The organism is Acidiphilium rubrum (assembly GCF_900156265.1).
GTDB lineage: Bacteria > Pseudomonadota > Alphaproteobacteria > Acetobacterales > Acetobacteraceae > Acidiphilium > Acidiphilium rubrum.
On the sequence record NZ_FTNE01000037.1, the window covers coordinates 1 to 19,994 of the forward strand.

At 62.7% G+C, this 19,994-nt stretch carries 21 protein-coding genes; 17 read left to right on the forward strand and 4 right to left on the reverse strand.

Going from position 1 to position 19,994, the window contains the following annotated elements; genetic code table 11:
* The 9 genes from BW994_RS17060 to soxB form a co-directional block, all read left to right on the forward strand.
* The coding region (locus BW994_RS17060; protein WP_139334186.1) for an IS66 family transposase at nt 1–664 on the forward strand (664 nt) is incomplete at its 5' end.
* Nucleotides 665–941: 277 nt separating this feature from the next.
* Nucleotides 942–2,201, forward strand: coding sequence for a sulfite dehydrogenase (soxC, locus tag BW994_RS17065; protein WP_029312686.1), 1,260 nt, complete (start codon nt 942–944; stop codon nt 2,199–2,201).
* 28 nt (nt 2,202–2,229) lie between these two features.
* Entirely contained in the window at nt 2,230–2,991 is a 762-nt protein-coding gene (locus BW994_RS17070; RefSeq protein WP_081849144.1) for a c-type cytochrome, read from the forward strand.
* An 11-nt stretch (nt 2,992–3,002) separates the two neighbouring features.
* Nucleotides 3,003–3,341, forward strand: coding sequence for a sulfur oxidation c-type cytochrome SoxX (gene soxX / locus BW994_RS17075; RefSeq protein WP_029312684.1), 339 nt, complete (start codon nt 3,003–3,005; stop codon nt 3,339–3,341).
* 10 nt (nt 3,342–3,351) lie between these two features.
* Nucleotides 3,352–3,852 carry a thiosulfate oxidation carrier protein SoxY gene (gene soxY, locus BW994_RS17080; protein WP_029312683.1) on the forward strand — a complete coding sequence of 167 codons (501 nt, stop codon included), beginning with the start codon at nt 3,352–3,354 and terminating at the stop codon, nt 3,850–3,852.
* Between the two features lie 11 nt (nt 3,853–3,863).
* Complete coding sequence (gene soxZ / locus BW994_RS17085; RefSeq protein WP_029312682.1) at nt 3,864–4,175, forward strand: thiosulfate oxidation carrier complex protein SoxZ; 312 nt, start codon at nt 3,864–3,866, stop codon at nt 4,173–4,175.
* A 36-nt stretch (nt 4,176–4,211) separates the two neighbouring features.
* Nucleotides 4,212–5,048, forward strand: a complete 837-nt coding sequence (gene soxA, locus BW994_RS17090) for a sulfur oxidation c-type cytochrome SoxA (protein ID WP_029312681.1) — start codon at nt 4,212–4,214, stop codon at nt 5,046–5,048.
* On the forward strand, nt 5,045–5,356 hold the full coding sequence (locus tag BW994_RS17095; RefSeq protein ID WP_029312680.1) for a hypothetical protein: 312 nt from the start codon (nt 5,045–5,047) through the stop codon (nt 5,354–5,356). Before soxA ends, BW994_RS17095 begins: the two co-directional genes overlap by 4 nt.
* Nucleotides 5,357–5,402: 46 nt before the next feature.
* The gene (soxB, locus tag BW994_RS17100; protein WP_245594166.1) at nt 5,403–7,139 is read left to right on the forward strand and encodes a thiosulfohydrolase SoxB; all 1,737 of its coding nucleotides are present in this window, start codon (nt 5,403–5,405) and stop codon (nt 7,137–7,139) included.
* A gap of 112 nt (nt 7,140–7,251) precedes the next feature.
* Here the strand turns inward: soxB and BW994_RS17105 are convergent, their stop codons facing one another.
* A complete protein-coding gene (locus tag BW994_RS17105) occupies nt 7,252–8,145 on the reverse strand; it encodes a c-type cytochrome (RefSeq protein ID WP_245801598.1) in 894 nt (297 codons plus the stop codon).
* Nucleotides 8,145–8,798 carry a c-type cytochrome gene (locus tag BW994_RS17110; RefSeq protein ID WP_035229466.1) on the reverse strand — a complete coding sequence of 218 codons (654 nt, stop codon included), beginning with the start codon at nt 8,796–8,798 and terminating at the stop codon, nt 8,145–8,147. Before BW994_RS17110 ends, BW994_RS17105 begins: the two co-directional genes overlap by 1 nt.
* Before the next feature lie 49 nt (nt 8,799–8,847).
* Between BW994_RS17110 and BW994_RS19395 the strand changes: the two genes are divergently transcribed.
* Nucleotides 8,848–9,051 (forward strand): hypothetical protein, encoded by a 204-nt coding sequence (locus tag BW994_RS19395; RefSeq protein ID WP_162176807.1) that lies wholly within the window; start codon nt 8,848–8,850, stop codon nt 9,049–9,051.
* 10 nt (nt 9,052–9,061) lie between these two features.
* Here BW994_RS19395 and BW994_RS17115 read toward each other — a convergent pair whose 3' ends face one another.
* Entirely contained in the window at nt 9,062–10,378 is a 1,317-nt protein-coding gene (locus BW994_RS17115) for an NAD(P)/FAD-dependent oxidoreductase (protein WP_139334188.1), read from the reverse strand.
* Nucleotides 10,379–10,563: 185 nt separating this feature from the next.
* Here BW994_RS17115 and BW994_RS17120 point away from each other — a divergent pair, with 185 nt between their 5' ends.
* The 7 genes from BW994_RS17120 (at nt 10,564) to BW994_RS17150 (ending at nt 19,120) form a co-directional block, all read left to right on the forward strand.
* Nucleotides 10,564–11,361 carry a sulfite exporter TauE/SafE family protein gene (locus tag BW994_RS17120; RefSeq protein ID WP_035229481.1) on the forward strand — a complete coding sequence of 266 codons (798 nt, stop codon included), beginning with the start codon at nt 10,564–10,566 and terminating at the stop codon, nt 11,359–11,361.
* Between the two features lie 221 nt (nt 11,362–11,582).
* Complete coding sequence (locus BW994_RS17125; protein ID WP_035229462.1) at nt 11,583–12,332, forward strand: Crp/Fnr family transcriptional regulator; 750 nt, start codon at nt 11,583–11,585, stop codon at nt 12,330–12,332.
* 185 nt (nt 12,333–12,517) lie between these two features.
* Nucleotides 12,518–14,263: a thiol reductant ABC exporter subunit CydD gene (gene cydD, locus BW994_RS17130; RefSeq protein WP_029312673.1), complete on the forward strand. Its 1,746-nt coding sequence runs from the start codon at nt 12,518–12,520 to the stop codon at nt 14,261–14,263.
* Complete coding sequence (gene cydC, locus BW994_RS17135; protein WP_029312672.1) at nt 14,251–16,005, forward strand: thiol reductant ABC exporter subunit CydC; 1,755 nt, start codon at nt 14,251–14,253, stop codon at nt 16,003–16,005. Before cydD ends, cydC begins: the two co-directional genes overlap by 13 nt.
* Before the next feature lie 119 nt (nt 16,006–16,124).
* Nucleotides 16,125–17,747, forward strand: coding sequence for a cytochrome ubiquinol oxidase subunit I (locus tag BW994_RS17140; protein ID WP_175612136.1), 1,623 nt, complete (start codon nt 16,125–16,127; stop codon nt 17,745–17,747).
* 12 nt (nt 17,748–17,759) lie between these two features.
* Nucleotides 17,760–18,899 (forward strand): cytochrome d ubiquinol oxidase subunit II, encoded by a 1,140-nt coding sequence (gene cydB / locus BW994_RS17145; RefSeq protein WP_029312670.1) that lies wholly within the window; start codon nt 17,760–17,762, stop codon nt 18,897–18,899.
* Nucleotides 18,900–18,913: 14 nt separating this feature from the next.
* Entirely contained in the window at nt 18,914–19,120 is a 207-nt protein-coding gene (locus BW994_RS17150; RefSeq protein WP_029312669.1) for a hypothetical protein, read from the forward strand.
* Between the two features lie 554 nt (nt 19,121–19,674).
* Here BW994_RS17150 and BW994_RS17155 read toward each other — a convergent pair.
* A partial coding sequence (locus BW994_RS17155; protein ID WP_175612135.1) for a transposase occupies nt 19,675–19,994 on the reverse strand: 320 nt, incomplete at its 5' end.

Here is a 19,994-nt window from a genome sequence, read left to right on the forward strand (position 1 = left end):
ATTTTATCGCATTTCCGCCAAACGCGGCAGCCTGCCGGAAAACCTCACCGGGATCGTCGTGCATGATCACTGGAAGCCCTACTACACGCTGGCCGGCGTGCTGCACGCGCTATGCAATGCCCATCATCTGCGCGAATTGCAGGCGCTGATCGAGATCGAACACGAGGACTGGGCGCGCCGCATGCAAACTCTGCTGCGCCGGGCCTGCCATGCGGCAAACCTGTCCCGCATGCAGGGCAAACCCTTGCCGCCGCGGCTGATCGCGTTGATCGAACGATGTTACGACGCGATTGTGACCGATGGTCTGCTGTTCCACACAGACCAATCCCCCTTGACCCAAGCCGACGTCCAAGCCCGCCGTCGTGGTCGTGTACCGCGCAGGGTCGGTCACAACCTCCTGCTGCGTCTGAGCACACGCAAGCCGGACGTGCTGCGCTTCCTGTCCAACCCGGCCGTGCCGTTCACCAACAATCTTGCCGAGCGCGATGGCCGGATGATGAAGCTGCGCCAAAAAATCTCCGGCGGCTTCCGCGCTGTAACCGGCGCCGAGGACTTCGCCGTTATCCGCTCGTTCTTCTCGACCGCCAAAAAACAGCAATGGGACGTGCTGAACGCAATCAATGCGCATCCAAACGTCCTAATCGCCCAACTCAAATTGGCCTGATCCCGGTCAAAAGACCTGGGCAGTTACTAATAGATTTTAAAGGCCCCGCCTTTAACGGGGTCCAGGGGCAGAGCCCCTGGCCTTCCTGACCCAAGGGCCACAAGCAAAGGCCCCAGGGTCGCCCGCGCGGGATTTCGGGGCGTGCCGGGGTGTGGGATGGCTGCTAAAATGATACTTGACATATTCTTATTTTATTATGAAGTTAAGTCAGTAATCATCGCGCCCATCTAGAAACGGGGACGCGGGAAATAATAGAAAACGAGCGTATCGAGGGAATATGACCAAGCCAAACCGCCGCGACATGTTCAGGTTGGGTGCTGCTGCTGGGGCGGCGCTGATTGCGGCTTCGGGCCGTGGGGCGCGTGCGGCGTCGCCGCCTGGCGCGCCGCCGGCCGATAATGCCTGGTCGAATTCATTGGGTCATGGGGTTGATAGCAAGCCGTATGGCTCGCCCTCGCCGTTCGAGAAGAATGTGGTGCGGCGGTATGTGCCGTGGCTGTCGCCGACGCGGGATGCCGATGCGAGCATGACGCCGTTGCAGGATCAGCCGGGGATCATCACGTCGAACGGGGTGTTTTTCGAGCGGTATCATGCGGGGGTGCCGCAGGTTGATCCGAAGGCGTTCCGGTTGATGATCAGCGGGCGGGTCAAGAAGCCGCTGTTGCTGACGCTGGATCAGTTGATGCGGTATCCTTCGGTGTCGCGGATCCATTTCATCGAGTGTCCGGCGAACGGGGCGACCGAGTGGCCGGCGGCGCAGTTGAATTCGTTGCAGTTGACGCATGGGATGATCGGCTGTGCGGAGTGGACCGGCGTGTTGCTGTCGACGTTGCTTGACGAGGCCGGGTTGTATCCGGACAGCCGGTGGGTGACCGCGACGGGTTCGGATGGCGCGCATATGAACCGCAGCTTGCCGATGATGAAATGCCTTGATGATTGCATGATTGCGTGGGGGCAGAACGGCGAGGCGGTGCGGCCGGAGCAGGGCTATCCGGCGCGGCTGGTGGTGCCGGGCTGGCAGGGCAATGTGAACGTGAAGTGGCTGCGCCAAATTCAGGTCGGGCGGGAGCCGTGGATTACCCGTGAGGAGACCAGCGAGTACAGCGAGTTGCTGGGCGATGGGACATCGCTTGGGTTCACCTGGGTGATGGACGCGAAATCGGTGATTACGTTTCCGTGCCCGGAGAAACCGTTGACGCAGGGGCCGGGATTTTACGAGATCAGGGGGCTCGCGTGGAGCGGCCGCGGCAAGGTGAAATACGTGGATATTTCGCTGGATGGCGGGGTGAATTTTCAGCGCGCGAGGCTTGATAACCCAATTCTCGACAAATGCATGACGCGGTTCACGCTGCCGTGGTGGTGGGATGGCAAGGTAGCGCTGATCCAGTCACGCGTGACGGATGAGACGGGGTATGTGCAGCCGACGATTGTGCAGAAGCACAAATTCTGGGGCGCTGATCCGGTTTATGAGAACAATTCGATTCAAACCTGGCAGGTTCTGGCCAGCGGGGCGGTGAACAATGTTCAGCTCTCGTAGGGGTTTTGCGGCTCTGGTGGGATTTGCGATGCTGGGCGCGCAGGCCGGTGCGGCGCAGACGCCGCCGCCGGGTTCGCCGCATGACGGCAATGCGGCGAAGAATTATGCCGGAATCGTATCGAAAAAGAATTTGCAGATCTGGCGGGCTGAGGGTGACGGCGACGGCACGCTCGCGCACGACAAGCCGGCGACCAAGCCTGGTTATTATGGCATTGGTGCGGTGCCGAGCGCTGCCCAGATTGCGGGCTGGACGATTGCGGTGCCGCCGAGCGGGGCCGGTTTGCCGGCGGGATCGGGCACGGCGGCGGCGGGGGCGACGATTTATGCCAGCCATTGTGCGATGTGCCATGGCGGGTTTGGCGAAGGGGCGCATAATTATCCGGCGCTGGTCGGTGGGGTGGGCTCGTTGGGCGGGTCGAGTCCGCAGAAGACGGTGGGCAGTTACTGGCCCTATGCGACGACGGTTTGGGATTACATCAACCGGGCGATGCCGTTCTATGCGCCGCATACGCTGAAGCCGGATGAGGTCTATGCGTTGACCGCCTATATTTTGAACATGAACGGTGTGACCAGGAGCGATTGGGTTGCCGATGCGAAATCGGTGCCGTTGGTCAAGATGCCGAACCGCAATGCGTTCAACTGGAAAGATCCGCGGCCGGTGACGCATAACATTGCTTGCATGAAGAATTGCGTCAGTCCATCTTCGGTCAAGATTACGTCGAATGCGGTGACGATGAACCTGACCCCGCGGATGACCGGGCCGGTGGATCATATGAAGGCTGGGCAATGAAGGGAGAGATCATGAAGGCGATTGCAGCGATATTTGTGGTTTGTTTGATGCCCTGTGCCGCGCTGGCGGCGACACCGGCTGAGATTGCGGCCGGGCAAAAGATTGCTGAGACGACGACGCTGGGGAATTGCGATGCCTGCCACATGTTTCAGGGCGCGGATGAGGCCGGCAATATCGGGCCGGTGCTGAAGGATGTGAGGGCGATGGTGCCTGACCGCAAGCTGTTTTACGCGATCATCTATGATGAAGAGGCGCGGAACCCACAGACCATCATGCCGGCGTTCGGCAAGAACCAGATACTGACACCAAAGCAGATCAATGAAGTGATCGACTTCATGTACACAAAGTAAGCGAGGACATATGACCGAGATCGAAGGATTGATACTGAGCGCGCCGAGCCGGCGAACGGTATTGGCTGCGGTGGCGGCGGGAACGGCGGCGGGGCTGATGCGGCCGGCTTTGTCGTTTGCGGCGGCGGCGGCGCCGCGTGCGTCGTCGTATCCGGCCAAGGCGTTCATCCAGCATTCGCAGGATGCGACGTTGCAGGCGATGTTCGGCACATCGAGCGTGACCGCATCGGCCGATGTGAAGATGGATGCGCCGGATATTGCGGAGAACGGTGCGGTGGTGCCGGTTTCGTTCGATGCGAATGCGCCGAAGGTGACGGCGGCGGCGATTCTGGCGCTGGACAATCCGTTCGTGATGGCGTGCGCCTACAAGATTCCGGAGGGCACGAGCCCCGCGATTGCCAGCCGGATCAAGCTTGGCAAGACGACCAAGGTTGTTTCGGTAGTCCAGTCGGGCGGCAAGCTCATGAGCGCGTCCAAGCAGGTTAAAGTCACGCTTGGCGGCTGCGGTTAAGGAGAGGTTTCATGGCACATCAAATTCTGGTTCATGCGATGTCATCGGGCGGGAGCACTACCGTCGAGGCGTTGATCAAGCATCCGATGGATAGCGGTTTCGTCAAGGACAAGGCGGGGAAAATCATTCCGGCGCATTATATCGAGGTGATCGAGTTTACCCATAAGGGTAAGATCGTGCTGACCGGATATTGGGGGCCGGCGGTTTCGAAGAATCCGTTCATCAAGTTCTCGTTCAAGGGCGGCAAGTCGGGCGATCCGATCGGCATTTCCTGGGTGGACAACAAGGGTGAAACCGCGGCGACGTCATCGAACATCATGTAGCGGGCTGGGCGTATTCTGTCGGGGAGGGTGGAACGAATGAAATTGGCGTTGATTGTACTGGCGTCGCTGTGGGCGGCGCCTTTGGCGCAGGCGGCGAGCCAGCCTGACCCGGCGGCGGATTTGCAGGGTTTTCAAGGGTATTTTCTGAAGCGGTTTCCCAAGGTGCCGCTGGCTGCCTATGTCAATGGGCCGTATAATTTCAGCAAATCCGAGCGCGATCAGTGGAAGCAGATTATCGAGTTTCCGCCCTACGCGTTTGCGGTGGCGGACGGCAAGACACTGTTCGATACGAAATTCGCGAACGGCAAGACCTATGCTTCGTGTTTTCCGAACGGCGGCATCGGGATTGCGCAGACTTATCCGATGTTCGATGCGAAGACCGGCCGCGTGGTGCCGCTCGGGGTTGCGATCAACCGGTGCCGGGTTGCCAATGGGGCGGCGAAGCTGAGCCTGACGACCGGCAAGCTTGCGGATATCGAGGCGTATATGACATCGACCTCGGATGGTAAGCCGATCGATGTGGTCGTTCCGCATGATCCGCGGGCGCTGGCAGCGTATCAGGCGGGCAAGGAATATTTCTATTCGCGGCGCGGGCAGTTGAATTTTTCCTGTGCGAGTTGCCACGTGCAGGCGGCGGGGATGCATTTGCGCGGTGACGTGCTGGCGCCGGCGCTGGGGCTGACGGCGTCGTTTCCGCTGTATCGGTCGTCGTGGGGCGATGTGGGGACGCTGGTGCGCCGGTTCATCGGGTGTAACAAGAAAGTCAAGGCGGAGCCTGAGGCGGCGGATAGTACGGCGTATCGGGATCTCGCGTATTTCATGACCTATATGAACAATGGTTTGCCGATTGCAGGACCGGGGGCGCGGCCATGAAGGGTTTTCGTTGCGGACTCGTGCTGGTTGGATTGCTGGTTCCGGTGGCGGCCAGTGCGGCGGTTGCGAGCAAGGCCAGTGCGGCGTCGGCGATTGCTGCGGCGCAGGCGGAGATGAAGCTGGCAGCCTCGATGCAGGATCAGTGGATCGCCACGGTGGCGGCGATGAAAGATGCGAGGCTGGCGCTGAAACAGGGCGATTTTGCCGCAGCGGAGACGGCGGCAGTGCATGCGAAGGCGCTGGCTTCGCTTTCGGTTGAACAGGCGAAAGCGCAGCGGGCATTATGGGTGAACGAGGCCGTGCATTGATCGGCTGGCGTGGTGTGACTGTGACGGGCGGACCGGTGGGGATTTCATGATGCGGACGACGCGACGGGCCGTGATGATGGCGGCGGCGAGCACGGCGCTGCTGCCGCGGATCTCGTTTTCGGCGGCGGATGAGTACGATGTGCCGATGCGGGGCGATGTGCGGATCATTCACCAGACCGATACCCATGCGAATGCGCGGCCGGTGCAGTTTCGTGAGCCGAACCAGAACATCGGGGTTGGTGGGGCGATCGGCCAGCCGCCGCATCTGGTGGGCAAGAATTTCCTGAAAATGTACCATATGCAGTCGGGCACCAGGGACGCGCATGCGTTCACGTTTCTGGAGTTCGAACAACTCGCGCATCGGTTTGGCAGGCTCGGCGGATTTGCCGAGATGAAGACGGTGATCGACACGCTGCGCGCCGGGGCGGGTGCGGGCAAGTCTATGCTGCTGGATGGCGGGGATTTATGCCAGGGCACGGGTGTTGCCAATCTGACCGGCGGGCTGAGCATGGTTGCGCTGGGCAATCTGCTCGGCATCGATGCGATGACCGGGCACTGGGAATTCACCTACGGCCAGGACGGGCTTGGCAAGATCATCAAGGCGCTGCACGGCACGTTCATTGCGCAGAACGTGTTTTTATCGGCCGAGGCGGGGATGATGGGGGCCGCGGCGTATGATCAGAGCACCGGCCAGGTGTTTCCGCCCTATGTGATCAAGGAATTGGGTGCGTATCGGGTTGGCGTGATCGGGCAGGCGTTTCCGTATGTGCCGATTGCGCATCCGCGCCGGTTCGTGCCGGATTGGCGGTTCGGGATTCATGCTGACAATTTGCAGAAGATGATCGACGAATTGCGCCAGACGCATAAGGTCGATGCGGTGCTGCTGCTGTCGCACAATGGCATGGCGGTGGATTTGAAACTGGCCTCGGAGGTGACGGGGCTGGATATTATTCTGGGTGGTCATACCCATGATGCGGTGCCGGCGCCGGTGCTGGTGAAGAATGCCGGCGGCACCACGATTGTGACCAATGCCGGGACGGCCGGTAAGTTCATTGCCGTGCTCGATCTGGAACTTGGCAAGGGCAGGCTCAAGGATCTGCATTATCGGTTGTTGCCGATCTATACCGATCGGATCAAGCCGGATGGCGCGGTGCGGGAAGCGATCGAGGCGGCGGATGCGCCGCACCAGGCGATGCTGGGCGAGACACTCGCGACGACCGAGGTATTGTTATATAGGCGCAATAATTTCTATGGCTCGGTTGATCAGGTGATCATGGATGCGCTGCGCGAGGAGATGGATGCGCAGATTGCGTTTTCGCCCGGATTTCGCTGGGGGAATTCGTTCCTGAGCGGCACCGCGTTGACAATGGGCGATTTGCTCGGCGAGACCGCCATCACGTATCCGATGGCGTATGTGGCGATGATGACGGGGGCGGATATCAAGGCGATGATGGAGGATGTCTGCGATAATCTGTTCAATCCGAACCCGTATTATCAGCAGGGCGGCGACATGATCCGCGTTGGTGGGATGAATTATGCCTGCGCGCCGGCCAAGTTGATCGGGCATCGGATCAGCGAGATGGTGCTCGACAACGGCGAGACGGTCGAGGCGGGCAAGACCTATAAGATTGTGAGTTGGGCTTCGGTTTCGTTGCCGCAGACCGGCAAGCCGGTGTGGGAGGTGGTGGCCGCCAATCTGAAACGCAAGAAGTCCGTGCGGCTCACCAGACCCAATCAGGTGAAGCTGGTGGGCGTTGCGGGGAATCCTGGTTACGCTGGCTGATTGCTTCGTTGATTATCATGATGGTGCTGCCGCCGATCGTCGGGATCATGTCGCTGCGAACCGTGGGTGGGATGGTCGGTCATGGCTTGTCCTTCTGGTGATGGCGTTGGGGTTATGGCGCGGCGCCCCGTGCTTGGTCACCCAGGATGTGGCCGTTCACTGTTTTGCCGTACATTGAGTATTTGTTGTTATGGTATTTGCTGCGGGTGACCGCGACCGAATTGGTGAAGCGCGGGTCCTGCGGGCGGTTCTGGCTGTCGATATAGGTTGCGACATCCCAGGCCTGCTGGACGCTGAGCGTACCGACCGCGCCATAGGGCATGTTGGCGTGGACGAAGGCGGCGGCGTTTTTGATGCTGCCCATGCCGGCGCCCCAATTGAAGGATTTGTCGCCCCAGAGTGCGGGAAACACGGTCTGGCCGCGTGCGTACTGGCCCTGGCCGGCCGCACCGTGGCAGAGCGCGCAGTTTGATGCGTAGACCGCCGCACCGGCGGCGTAGGTCGCCGGTTTGGGCGGTGGGGCGAGTTTGGGATAGCCGCGTCCGGCAAGCGGCGTACCGGTGGGGGCGCCGCTCGTCAGCCAGTAGGCATAGGCTTCGAGCGCGACGATGGTCGGGCTGCCGAGCGCGGGCACTTTGCCGTTTTCGCTATAGGCGAAGCAGCCTTGCAGCCGCATGCCGAAGCTGTTGACCTTGCCGTTTTTCGAGCGGTAGGCGGGGTAGGCGTTATAGGCGGCCCACATCGGCGCGGAACCGGCGAGGCGGCCGGCATCGAGGTGGCAGTTGCTGCAATTCAGCGCGTTGCCGATGACGCCTTTTTCGAAGATCGTGGTGTGGCGGAAGATGTTTTCGCCCAGTTTGACGGCATCGCCGAATTTGCCGCCGGGCATGGCGCTTTCCGGCGGTGGGGTGAAGGCGAGCGGGCCGGGCGGCGGGGCGGCGTGCGCGTGCGGGGCCAAGGCGAGAAGAGTCAGGGCGAGCAGGGGGGCTGCGATGGTTTGGCGCATCATTTTGCTCCCTTGGCGGCGCCGGGTTCGGGCAGGGCGGTCGGGTTGGCGGCGAGGGCCGCGTAGTAGGCGGCGACCGCTTCGATTTGCGTGTTGCTGAGTTTGCCGGCGACATTGCGCATCAGATGCAGCGGATCGTTCTTGCGGCTGTGTTTCTGCCAGTCGGTGAGTTGTGCGGCGAGGTATTGTTTCGGCTGGCCGGCGAGGCGGGGGAATTGGGCGCCGACGCCGATGCCGTAGGGGCCGTGGCAGGATGCACAGGATGGCAGGCCGGTGAGCTGGTGGTTCCATGCGCCGTTGAGGGCGAGGGTGGCACCGGGGCCGGTGGGCAGGGGGTTGGGTTCGGGTGCGGCCGGCACTTTCAGGGCGGCGTAGTATTGGCCGATCGCTGTGCGTTGCGCGCTGGTCAGGCTGGTGGCGATGCCGGTCATGATGGCATTGACGCGGGTGCCGTGTTTGAAGCTGTAGAGCTGTTGCTCGATATAGGGCGCGGGCAGGCCAGCCAGGGCGGGGAAGCCGGCGGCGGCGTTGCCGAGGCCGTTGGCACCATGGCAGGCGGCGCAGCTTGCGACCTGCGGTGGTGGTGCCGCCGCTGCGATGCAGGGGCCGGCGAGGATGATCGTTGCGAGGATGCGGCGCGGTCGTCGGGCCATGGTGTGGACTCCACCTGAAACGATGTGCGGGATCATAGAACGCTGGATTGTGAGGAATACGGTGGTTTGGGCGATTGAACTGATCGGTTTTCGAGATTGGTTAGGAAGAGTCTTCTTTTCTGTGAACCAAAAAGAAGCAAAAAAAACTTTGTTGATTTGGGCCCGTGCCGGTGAAAACGCCCGTGCCCCAGAGTCAGAAAGTTTTTTGCTTCTTTTTTCCAAAAAAGAAGTCCTTGCTTGCCTTCTCTTTTGAAAGTCAGCAATCAAGCCGCGTCCGCAAAGCTGCGTTCCTTATGGCCGATATCGAACTCGTTGCCTTTCAGCATCATGTTCCAATACAGGAACGGCAGGAATTTCGATTTGAGCAGCCAGCCAGAGTAGCGTGGTTTGCGCGGGTCGAGCGGGAAGCTGGGGGTTACTTTGCCGCCGTAGGTGAATTCGGCGAGCACGATTTTGCCGTAGGCGGTGGTGAGCGGGCAGGAGCCGTAGCCGTCGTAGGCGGCGGTGAGGGGTTGGGCGTTCATGGCGGCGATCAGGTTGCGGACCAGCACCGGCGCCTGCATGCGGACGGCGGCGGCGGTTTTGCTGTTGGGGGTGCTGGCGGCATCGCCGAGGGCGAAGATATTGCTGAATTTGACGTGTTGCATGGTCGCCTGATGGACCTCGACAAAGCCGGCGGCGTTGGCGATCGGGCTGGTTTTCAGAACGTCGGGCGCGCTTTGGGGCGGGGTGACGTGGATCATGTCGAAGGCGCGGATTGCTTCCGTGATTGTGCCATCGGGTGCGGTGACCGCGAAGATGGCTTTTTTGGCGGGACCGTCGATCGCTTTCAGGGTGGTTTTGTAGTTCACCGCGATGGCGTGATCCTGCATGGCGGCCTTGAGGGCGGGGATAAAATAGCCGACGCCGAACAGCGCATCGAGTGCGGTGCAGAATTCGATTTCGGCGCCGGCGCGTTTGTTGGTGCGGCGGAGGTGATCGGCCGCGAGATAGGCGATTTTCTGGGGCGCGCCGGGGCATTTGATCGGCATGGGCGGTTGCGTGAAGATCATGCGGCCGCCTTCGAAATTGCGGATGTATTGCCAGGTGTAGGCGGCCAGATCGCCGCGGTAGTTGCTGCACACGCCGTTGCGGCCGAGGGTTTCGGTCAATCCTTCGATCTTGCCCCAGTCGAGTTGCAGGCCGGGGCAGGCGATGAGGTAGCGATAGGCGAGGCGGGTGCCATCGGCCAGCACGACGGTGTTGTGATCGGGCTCGAACGTGGCGGCGGCTTGTTTGATCCATTCGACGCCGTTGGGGATCAGGGTTGCCTCGGCGCGGGTGGTTTGTTCGAGGGTGAAGATACCGGCGCCGACCAGGGTCCAGCCCGGTTGGTAGGAATGGGTGGTGGCGGGATCGACGATGGCGATGGTGCATTTCGTCTTGCCGCGGAGCAGGGCGGCGGTGGTGATGCCGGCGGCGCCGCCGCCGATGATCAGGATATCGAAACTGCGATCGGCGGTCAGGGCCGTGGTGGGGGCCGTGGTCGGGGCCGCGGTCGGGTCGGTTGGGCCATCGGGGTTCGATGGGGTGGCGGGCATGGCGTTGTCCTTCTGTTTTTCCGTTTGGAAACCGGGGGCTGTTTTTCCGTTTGGAAACCGGGGGCGCGGCTTCGATCTATTTATTTGCAAATTATCACTTCAATGTCTAGCTTAATTACGTAAGTTAGGTCATTGGATGCCGGCGGATCGGGCGGAGCAGAGGCGATCGCGATCGGGGGGATATGATGGAACAATTGATCCTGGCGATTTTGTCGGGCGGCGCGGTGGGGTTTACGCTTGGATTGATCGGCGGCGGTGGCTCGATTCTGGCGACACCGCTGATGCTGTATGTGGTGGGGCTGGCGCCGCATCGGGCGATCGGGACCGGTGCCCTGGCGGTTTCGGTCAATGCGTTTGTGAATTTTGCCGGCCATGCGCGCAAGCGGAACGTGCGGTGGCGCAGCGCGATCATTTTTGCGATCCTCGGGATTGTGGGTGCGCTGGCGGGATCGACGCTGGGCAAGCAGTTCGATGGCAAGAAACTTTTGTTTCTGTTCGCGATTCTGATGATTGCGGTGGGGATTCTGATGTTGCGGCGGCGGGCACCGGCGGGCGGCAGCGGTGCTGAAGCGGTGGATGAGGGGTCGCTCGATCTGCGCACGAGTTTGCAGGTGTGCGTTGCGGCGCTGATCGTGGGTGCGCTGTCGGGGTTTTTCGGGATCGGCGGCGGGTTTCTGATCGTGCCGGGGCTGCTGTTTTCGACCGGGATGCCGATGATTTTTGCGATCGGTTCGTCGCTGCTGTCGGTCGGGACGTTCGGGCTCACCACGGCGGTCAATTACGCCGCATCCGGGCTGGTCTCATGGGTGGTGGCGGCGGAATTCATTGCCGGCGGGGTGGCTGGCGGGTTGATCGGGACGCGGGTTGCGATGACGCTGGCGCCGCGCCGTGCGGCGCTGAACCGGGTGTTTGCCGGGCTGGTGTTCGTTGTGGCGATTTATATGCTGTATCGGAATGCGGCTTCGTTTGGGATGCAGTTTTAGGAAGGACTTCTTTTTTGTAAAAAAGAAGCAAAAAACTTTCCGACTCTGGGGCACGGGCGTTTTCACCGTCACGGGTCCAAATCAAGGAAGTTTTTTTTTGCTTCTTTTTTGTTCACAAAAAAGAAGATTCTGCCCTTCCCTCAAATTGAGCTCACCTGATTGCGACCAACGACGGCGAGGCGTAAAGTCAGGTGCGATCGGATTTGTGGGAGTCTCGCAAGATGCAGAACACGATCGGAAGTCTGAGGCGTGCGCCGGTGAATGTCGTGGCGGGCGGGGTGCCGGAGTTGTGTGCGCAGTGCGACGCCAGGCATATCGGGTTGTGCGATGCGCTGCACGACGATGATCTGCATTTTCTGGCGAGCGTGGCGCAGCAGGTGAGCATCGAGAAGGGCCGCGGTTTCGTCACCGAGGGCGATCCGGCGCGGCAGTTTTTCAACATCAATCATGGCACGGCCAAGCTGTTCAAGGATCTGCCGGATGGCAGGCGCCAGATTACCGGGTTTGTCGGTGCGGGTGATTTCATCGGGCTGGCGGCCAATGCGACCTATATGTTCGGCGCCGAGGCGCTGGAACCGGTGCAATTGTGCAGTTTCGATCGGGCTGAATTGCGCGCGGTGTTCGCCCGGTTTCCCGCGATCGAGCGGCGGTTGCTCGATGTCGCTTCGCACGAGTTGATCATCGCGCAGGAGCAGATGCTGCTGCTCGGGCGCAAGACCGCGGTGGAGCGGGTGGCGAGTTTTCTCGATGGCTGGGGGCTGCGCGTGGCATCGTGCCAGGGTGGCGCGACGCGGCTCGATCTGCCGATGACGCGCAATGATCTGGCGGAATATCTGGGCCTGACGGTGGAGACGATTTCGCGCGCGCTCGCGACGCTGCGCAAGCAGGGGGTGGTGGCGGTCGGCGCGGATCATGTGATTTCGATTCTGAATCCGGCGCGGCTGACGGCGATCGGCCAGGCGGAAGGTTGAGACGGCGCGCGGGTGCCGCGTGACTTGATCTGGATCAAGGTGGCGCGGAGCGGCTTGTCCTATGGTGCGGCACACCAGTGGGATGTTCAGTGATGCGCGTTGGAGCGAGGCCGGGGGTCGGGATTTTGTTGGGTGGGCCGATTATTTTGCGGCTGCGCCAGCGCTAGCGCCGGTCAGGGGGCGGGATGGCGCGTGATATCGACCGCAGGCTGGTCGCGGCCGGGCGGGGTGCGCGCCGGGGGCTGACGGCGGCAATTGCGCTGGGGTTTGCCGCCGGGATTGCGGTGATCGTGCAGGCGTTCGTGCTGGCGCGGATTGTTTCGGCGCTGGTGTTCCGGCATGTCGCGCTGGGGGCGGTGCGGGATGATCTGGTGGCGTTGGGCGTGCTGTTTGTCGTGCGGGCGGGGTTGAGTTTCGGGGCGGAGGTGGCGGCGCATCGGGCGGCGGCTTCGGTGAAATTGTCGTTGCGGCGGCTACTGCTCGATCATTTGTTCGCGCTCGGGCCGCACTATGCCGCGGGGGAGCGCAGTGCGGATCTGGCGGCGACGGCGCTGGAGGGGATCGAGGCGCTGGAGCCGTATCTGGCGCGGTATCTGCCGCAGATGGCGCTGGTCGCGATGGTGCCGCTGGCCGTGCTGGCCGTGGTGCTGCGGTTCGATTGGATCAGCGCGCTGATCCTGGTGGTGAGCGGGCCGATCATTCCGCTGTTCATGGTGTTCATCGGCTATCGGGCGGAGGCGATCAACCAGCGCCAATGGCGGCAGTTGCTGGTGATGAGTGCCCATTTTCTGGATGCGGTGCAGGGGATCACCACGCTCAAGCTGTTCGGGCGGGCGCGCGATGAGATTGCGCTGATCGGGCGGATTTCCGATGACTATCGGCGGGTGACGATGGCGGGGTTGCGGGTTGCGTTTCTGACCTCGGCGGCGCTGGAGTTTTTTGCGTCACTCTCGATCGCGCTGGTGGCGGTGCTGTTCGGGGCGCGGTTGATCCATGGCGATATCGCGTTTTTTCCGGCGTTTTTCGTGCTGCTGCTGGTGCCGGAGTTTTTTCTGCCGTTGCGCGGGCTGGCGACGCATTACCATGCGCGGATGAACGCGCTGGCGGCGGCGCGGCGGCTGTTCGACGTGCTCGATACTGTGCCGATGGTGCGCTGGGGCGATGCGGCGGTGCCGGCAGGGGCGATCTCGATCGGGTGCGCGGGGCTGGTGGTGGACTATGGCCTGGGGGCGCCGGTGCTGCGCGGCATCGATTGCGTATTTCCAGCGGGGTCGTTGACCGCGATCGTCGGGCGGTCGGGTGCGGGGAAATCGAGCCTGGCGGCGGCGATGCTGGGGTTTGTGGCACCGGCTTCGGGGGGCGTGGTGGTGAACGGCGCGCCGCTCGATACGCTCGACCGCGCGGCGTGGTGGCGGTGCCTGGCCTATGTGCCGCAGGCGCCGCGGCTGTTCGCGGGGAGTATTGCGGATAATCTGCGCCTGGCGCGGCCGGATGCCGCGGCGCCGGCGATGCTGGCGGCCTTGGCGCGGGCGGGGTTGCGCGATGTGGTGATGGCGCTGCCGGGCGGGCTCGATGCGATGATCGGCGATGGCGGGGCGGGATTGTCGGGCGGGCAGGTGCAGCGGCTGGCGCTGGCGCGGGCGTTTTTAAAGGATGCGCCGGTGCTGATTCTCGATGAGGCGACGGCGCATCTGGACCTGGAAACCGAGGCGGAGCTGACCGCGGCGATCGGCGATTTGGTGCGCGGGCGGACCGCGATCGTCATTGCGCATCGGCTGGCGACGGTGCGGCACGCGGACCGGATTTTGGTGCTCGATGCGGGGCGGATCGTGGAATCGGGCACCCATGCGGCGTTGCTGGCGCTTGGTGGGGTGTATGCGGCGCTGATCGGGTCCGGTTCGGTCGATGCGGCGGCGTCATGCGCGATCTGATCCGGTTGCTGCGGCTGTATGCGCCGTATCGGCGGTGGATTGCCGGGGGCATTGCGCTCGGGCTGGTGACGGTGCTGGCGAATTTCGGGTTGCTTGCGCTGTCCGGCTGGTTTTTAGCCAGTGCCGGGGTGGTCGGGCTCGCGGGGATTGCGGCGCAGAACAGTTTCAATTTTTTCACGCCGGCTGCGGGGGTGCGGTTTTTCGCGACGGTGCGGGTGGTGGCGCGCTATGCCGGGCGGTTGGTCGATCATGAGGCGACGTTCCGGTTGCTGGCCGGGTTGCGCACGGATTTGTACGCGCGGCTGGAACCGCTGGCGCCGCTGGGTCTCGCGGCGGATCGGGGCGGCGATCTGCTCGGGCGGTTGGTCGCGGATGTCGACCGGTTGGGCGATTTTTTTCTGCGCGTGGTCGCACCGTTCAGTATCGCGGCGATCGGGTCGGTGCTGATGGCGCTGGTGTTTGCCGCGTTCGTGCCGCTGGGCGGGGTGGTGCTGCTGGCCGGGCTGGTGGCGGCGGGGGTGGCGCTGCCGGTGATCAGTCTTCGGCTGGGGCGGCGGCCGAGCGGCGAGGCGGTGGGGTTGCAGAGCGCGATGCGGGCCGATCTGGTCGATAGCGTGCAGGGCATGGCGGAATTGCTGACCTATAATGCGGCGCCGGCCATGCAGGCGCGGGTGGAGGGCGCCAGCGCGGCGCTGGCGGCGCGGCAGGGGCGGCTCGCGACGATTGCGGGCATCGGGACCGGCGGGAATTTGTTGATCGCGAATGTGACGATGGCGGCGATGCTGGTGATCGGCGGGCGGTTGGTGGTGGCGGGGCGGTTGGCGGGGCCGGATCTGGCGCTGCTGGTGCTGGGCGCGCTGGCGGCGTTCGAGGCGGTGGCGCCGCTGGCGGGGGCGTTTCAAGCGCTGGGCGGGATGCGGGATTCGGCGCGGCGCGTGTTCGAGATCATGGATCGGCCGGTGCCGGTGCGTGATCCGGCGTGCAGCCCGGCGCGGCCGGCGACGCTGGGGTTGGTGCTGGCGGGGGTTCGGCTGCGCTATCCGGGCCAGGCGGGTTGGGCGCTCGATGGGCTTGATCTGGCGATCGCGCCGGGCGAGCGGGTGACGGTGCTGGGGCGCAGCGGAGCGGGCAAGACGTCGCTGGTGAATGTGCTGCTGCGGTTTGCCGCGTATCAGGCGGGCAGCGTGACGCTGGGCGGGGTCGCGCTGCGGGATATTCGCGGCGATGATGTGCGCTCGCTGTTCACGCTGGTCTCGCAGCAGACCCAGATGTTTGCGGGATCGGTGCGGGATAATCTGCTGATCGCTGATCCGGCCGCGGATGATGCGGCGCTGTGGCACGCGCTGGAGATTGCGCAGCTGGCCGATTTCGTGCGCGCCCAGCCGGATGGGCTGGAGACGCTGGTGGGCGAGGCCGGGGTGCGGATTTCCGGTGGTGAGGCGCGGCGGCTGACGCTGGCGCGCGCGGCGCTGCGTGATACGCCGATTCTAATTCTCGATGAGCCGACCGAGGGGCTCGATCCGCTGACCGAGGCGGCGGTGCGCGCGGCGATTGCGGCGATCGGCATCGGGCGGATGGTGATCACGATTACCCATCGGCTCGCCGGCATTGCCGAGGATGATCGGGTGGTGGTGCTGGCGGCGGGACGGGTGGCCGAGGATGGGCGGTTCGGCGCGCTGAAGCGGGCGGGCGGTGCGGTGACGCGGCTGGCCGCGTTGCATGACAGGCTTGCGCGGCTCTGAGCGATCGGCTGGCTTGATCTGGATCAAGGCGGTGTTGCCGCGGCCCTGTTAGGAGCAGTGCAGCGTTCGTGGAACGCCCGGCATGGATTTCACCATGCCGCTGCGTCTGCCGGGGATTTCTGCCGATGATCGATCCGACCGTAGTCAATCTGTCGCGTCTGCAATTTGCGCTGACGGCGCTTTATCATTTCCAGTTCGTACCGTTGACATTGGGGCTGAGCTTCATTCTCGCCGCGATGGAGACGGTCTACGTGATTACCGGCAAGCAGATCTACAAGGACATGACGCTGTTCTGGGGCAAGCTGTTCGGCATCAATTTTGCGATCGGCGTGGCGACCGGGCTGACCATGGAATTCGAATTCGGCACCAACTGGTCGATGTATTCGCATTTCGTGGGCGATGTGTTCGGCACGCCGCTGGCGATCGAAGGGCTGATGGCGTTTTTCATGGAATCGACCTTCGTCGGGCTGATGTTTTTCGGCTGGGACCGGTTGAGCAAGCCGGCGCATCTGGCGGTGACCTATATTGTTGCTCTCGCCTCGAATTTGTCGGCGCTGTGGATATTGATCGCCAACGGGTTCATGCAGGACCCGGCCGGCGCGCGGTTCGACCCCACGACGATGCGGATGCAGTTCAAGAGCTTCAGCGCGCTGGTGTTCAGCCCGGATGCGCAGGCGAAATTCGTGCATACCTCGATCGCCGGTTACGTGAGCGGGGCGATGTTCGTGATGGGGATCAGCGCGTATTATTTGTTGCGCAAGCAGCATCGGGAATTCGCCGCGCGCAGCTTTCGGATCGCCGCATTGTTCGGGCTGATTTCGACGCTCGCGGTGGTGACGCTCGGTGATGCGCTGGGGCGGATGGATGACCTGCTGCAGCCGACCAAGCTCGCCGCGATGGAGGGGTTGTGGCACAGTGCGAAGGGGCCGGCAGCGCCGTGGAAACTGTTCGCCCTGCCCGATGATGCAAAGCAGCGCGATGCGTTTTCGATCGGGATTCCCTATGTGCTGACGCCGCTGGTGGCGCATGAGTGGAATACCACGATCCCTGGGATTTATGCGCTCGAACGCGCGGCCAAGGCCAAGACGGTGAGTGGCATCAAGGCGATCATCGCGCTCAAATCGTTCGGGGCTTCGCACGATCCGGCGGCGCTGGCGGCGTTTCGCAAGCATGAGAACGACATGGGCTACGGGTTTCTGGCGCAGCGCTATGCGCCGGACCAGAATTTGTCGGCGATCACGCCGGCGCTGCTGCCGGCGGTGCTGGCGAAGACCGCGCGGGCGAGCATTCCCAACGTGTTTGTCGAATTCTGGTCGTTTCGCATCATGGTCGGGCTTGGTGTCGCGTTTATCGTGGTGTTCGCGTTCGGTGCTTATTACAGCCTGAAGAACGAGCTGGAAAAACATCCGCTGGTGATGAAGGCGGCGATGCTCGCGATCCCGCTACCGATCCTGGCCTGCGAGTTCGGCTGGGTGACCGCGGAGAACGGCCGCCAGCCATGGACCGTATATGGCTGGCTGCCGACGTTTCAATCGGCCTCGTCACACGGCATCGGGTACATGATTTTTTCGCTGGTCGGGTTCGTGCTGCTCTACAGCCTGTTCATCGCCGCCGAGCTTTACCTGATGTTCAAATACGCCCGCCTCGGGCCGGGTGAGCACGCCGTGCAGCCCAAGCCGCTGCCGGTGCCGGCGCGGCCGGTGTTCGGCCAACCCGGTTACGCCAACAAGCCGTGGCAATAAGGAACGCTGGCAATGGAACTCTATATCGCTTTGAAAATCATCTGGGCGTTGCTGCTTGGCGTGCTGCTGTCCGGCCTTGCCATCATGGTGGGAATGGACATGGGGGTGGGGACGCTGCTCCGGTTTGTCGGCAAGACCGACGCGGAGCGGCGCACTTCGCTCGCCATCATCGGGCCGCACTGGGATGGTAATCAGGTCTGGTTCATCTTGGGCGGCGGGGCGATTTTCGCGGCGTTTCCGACGCTGTATGCCACCTCGTTCTCGACCTTCTACGTCGTGATGATCCTGCTGCTGTTTGCCATGATTTTGCGTCCCGTCGCGTTCGAGTATCGCTCGAAGGTGGACGCGCGGCATTGGCGGGCGAGTTGGGACTGGGCGTTTCTGGTCTCGGGCGCGCTGCCGATGATCATTTTCGGGGCGGCGTTCGGCAATGTGCTGCAAGGCGTCGGGTTTCATTTCAGCTGGGATGGCCAGTATTATCAGGATGAAAGCTTCATCTGGTATCTGCTCAATCCGTTCGCGCTGCTGTGCGGCGTGATGTCGCTCGCACTCGCCGTCTATCAGGGTGGCGCGATGCTGATGATCCGCGGCATGGGCGATCTTGCAGCACGCGCCAGGCGCTTTGCGGTCGCGGGCGGATTGCTGGCGCTGGTGCTGTTCGTGATCGGCGGCGTGTGGATCGAGTTCATCAAAGGGTTCGTGTTCACCCAGAGCGTTGACCCCGGCATGCCGGCAACGCCGCTCGGCGGGCCGGCGGTCGCGATGCGGGCCGGCGCATGGCTCGATAATTTCCACGCGCACCCGCTGCTGTGGCTGCTGCCGGCGCTTGGCGCGTGCGGCATGCTCGGCGGCTCGCTCGCCCTGCTGGCACGCAAGCCGGTGCTCGGCTGGTGGCTCGGCGCACTGGCCTGGATCGGCACGATCGCGACCGTGGGCGGTGCCATGTTTCCGTTCCTGATGCCATCATCGACAACGCCGGCACAAAGCCTGACCGTGTGGAACGCCTCAGGCAGCGCCTATAACCTTGGCTGGATGCTGGGATTCGCCGTCGTGTTCGTGCCCATCATCGTCAGCTACACGGGCTGGGCGTTCCGGGTGATGAAAGGCAAGGTCAACCCGGCCACCGTCGTCGCCGATGACCACTCCTATTGAAAGACCCAGACACCATGAAAGATCTCGTCAAATTCGGCGCACTCGCCATCGTTCTGCTGACCGCCCTGCTGCTCGCGGTGGTCGCCGGTGACTACGGCCCCTGGTACTTTGCCTGGCTGGTCGGCACCACCATGATCGTGCTCATCGCCGTCAGCAGCGCCGTGCTGTTCGAAACCCAGGAGGCCAACAGCCTCGCCGCACACAAGGAGCCCGTGCGATGATCGGCGGCCTCGAAGGTCTGATCGTGTTCATCCCGTTCGCCTACCTCGGACTCTACCTGATCGCCTGGCGCTACACCAAGAAACGCTTCCCATGATTGGGTGATCGGCTAACGGCGCGTGGGGGTGGGTGTGGCTGAGGGAAGTAAGGCCAAGGGGCTCTGCCCCCTGGACCCCCGTTAAAGGCAGAGCCTTTAAAATCCATTAGTTTTAGGCAAGGGGAGGGCGACCCAGGCCAGATCAGCGGAAAGTCCGAGGCAGCGCCCTCCCCTTGCCTAAAACTAGCGGGTTCTAAGGGCTAAGCCCTTAGTGGGGGGTTCGGGGGGCAAAGCCCCCTGATCTTACTTCCCTCAGTCCCACCCCACCCCCAACGCGCCGTTAGCCGATCGTATAATCCTGGGTGATTGTGGCGGTGCGGTTCAGGGTGATTGTGGTGAGGTCGAGTGTTGGGGTTTGGGGCAGGGCGAGGCTGATGTGGGTGCAGTGTGTGGTTTGGGCGATGGCGCATAATTGTTTGATTGAGCAACCTGATGTCTGGAAAATAGGGCGAGCGTGGGTTAGGCATCCTGATAGTCCCACTTGATGTAGCCCTTGGTGTCGGCGGCCCATTTTTCATCGATTTCGACGAGGACGGCGCTGACGAGGCGTTCGAGGGAGGCTTCGTTGGGGAAGACCCTGATTTTGGTGGTGCGGCGTTTGAGTTCCTGCTGGATGCCGCGTTCCATGGGGTTGGAGGTGCGAAGCCGGCGCTGGTGGGGTTCTGGCAGCGTGAAGACGCTGAGGCCTTCGGGGATATTTCGTTCGAGCCAATCGGCGAGCTTTGGTGCGGTGTCGCGATAGGCATTGACGAGGGTTGTGAGAGCGATCTGGGCAGCGG

Bases quoted from the DNA above. Each gene is read 5' to 3' on its own strand.
- soxC (WP_029312686.1), top strand. From the start codon at position 942: ATGACCAAGCCAAACCGCCGCGACATGTTCAGGTTGGGTGCTGCTGCT.
- BW994_RS17070 (WP_081849144.1), top strand. From the start codon at position 2,230: ATGCTGGGCGCGCAGGCCGGTGCGGCGCAGACGCCGCCGCCGGGTTCG.
- soxX (WP_029312684.1), top strand. From the start codon at position 3,003: ATGAAGGCGATTGCAGCGATATTTGTGGTTTGTTTGATGCCCTGTGCC.
- soxY (WP_029312683.1), top strand. From the start codon at position 3,352: ATGACCGAGATCGAAGGATTGATACTGAGCGCGCCGAGCCGGCGAACG.
- soxZ (WP_029312682.1), top strand. From the start codon at position 3,864: ATGGCACATCAAATTCTGGTTCATGCGATGTCATCGGGCGGGAGCACT.
- soxA (WP_029312681.1), top strand. From the start codon at position 4,212: ATGAAATTGGCGTTGATTGTACTGGCGTCGCTGTGGGCGGCGCCTTTG.
- BW994_RS17095 (WP_029312680.1), top strand. From the start codon at position 5,045: ATGAAGGGTTTTCGTTGCGGACTCGTGCTGGTTGGATTGCTGGTTCCG.
- soxB (WP_245594166.1), top strand. From the start codon at position 5,403: ATGATGCGGACGACGCGACGGGCCGTGATGATGGCGGCGGCGAGCACG.
- BW994_RS17105 (WP_245801598.1), bottom strand. From the start codon at position 8,145: ATGCGCCAAACCATCGCAGCCCCCCTGCTCGCCCTGACTCTTCTCGCC.
- BW994_RS17110 (WP_035229466.1), bottom strand. From the start codon at position 8,798: ATGGCCCGACGACCGCGCCGCATCCTCGCAACGATCATCCTCGCCGGC.
- BW994_RS17115 (WP_139334188.1), bottom strand. From the start codon at position 10,378: ATGCCCGCCACCCCATCGAACCCCGATGGCCCAACCGACCCGACCGCG.
- BW994_RS17120 (WP_035229481.1), top strand. From the start codon at position 10,564: ATGGAACAATTGATCCTGGCGATTTTGTCGGGCGGCGCGGTGGGGTTT.
- BW994_RS17125 (WP_035229462.1), top strand. From the start codon at position 11,583: ATGCAGAACACGATCGGAAGTCTGAGGCGTGCGCCGGTGAATGTCGTG.
- cydD (WP_029312673.1), top strand. From the start codon at position 12,518: ATGGCGCGTGATATCGACCGCAGGCTGGTCGCGGCCGGGCGGGGTGCG.
- cydC (WP_029312672.1), top strand. From the start codon at position 14,251: ATGCGCGATCTGATCCGGTTGCTGCGGCTGTATGCGCCGTATCGGCGG.
- cydB (WP_029312670.1), top strand. From the start codon at position 17,760: ATGGAACTCTATATCGCTTTGAAAATCATCTGGGCGTTGCTGCTTGGC.
- BW994_RS17150 (WP_029312669.1), top strand. From the start codon at position 18,914: ATGAAAGATCTCGTCAAATTCGGCGCACTCGCCATCGTTCTGCTGACC.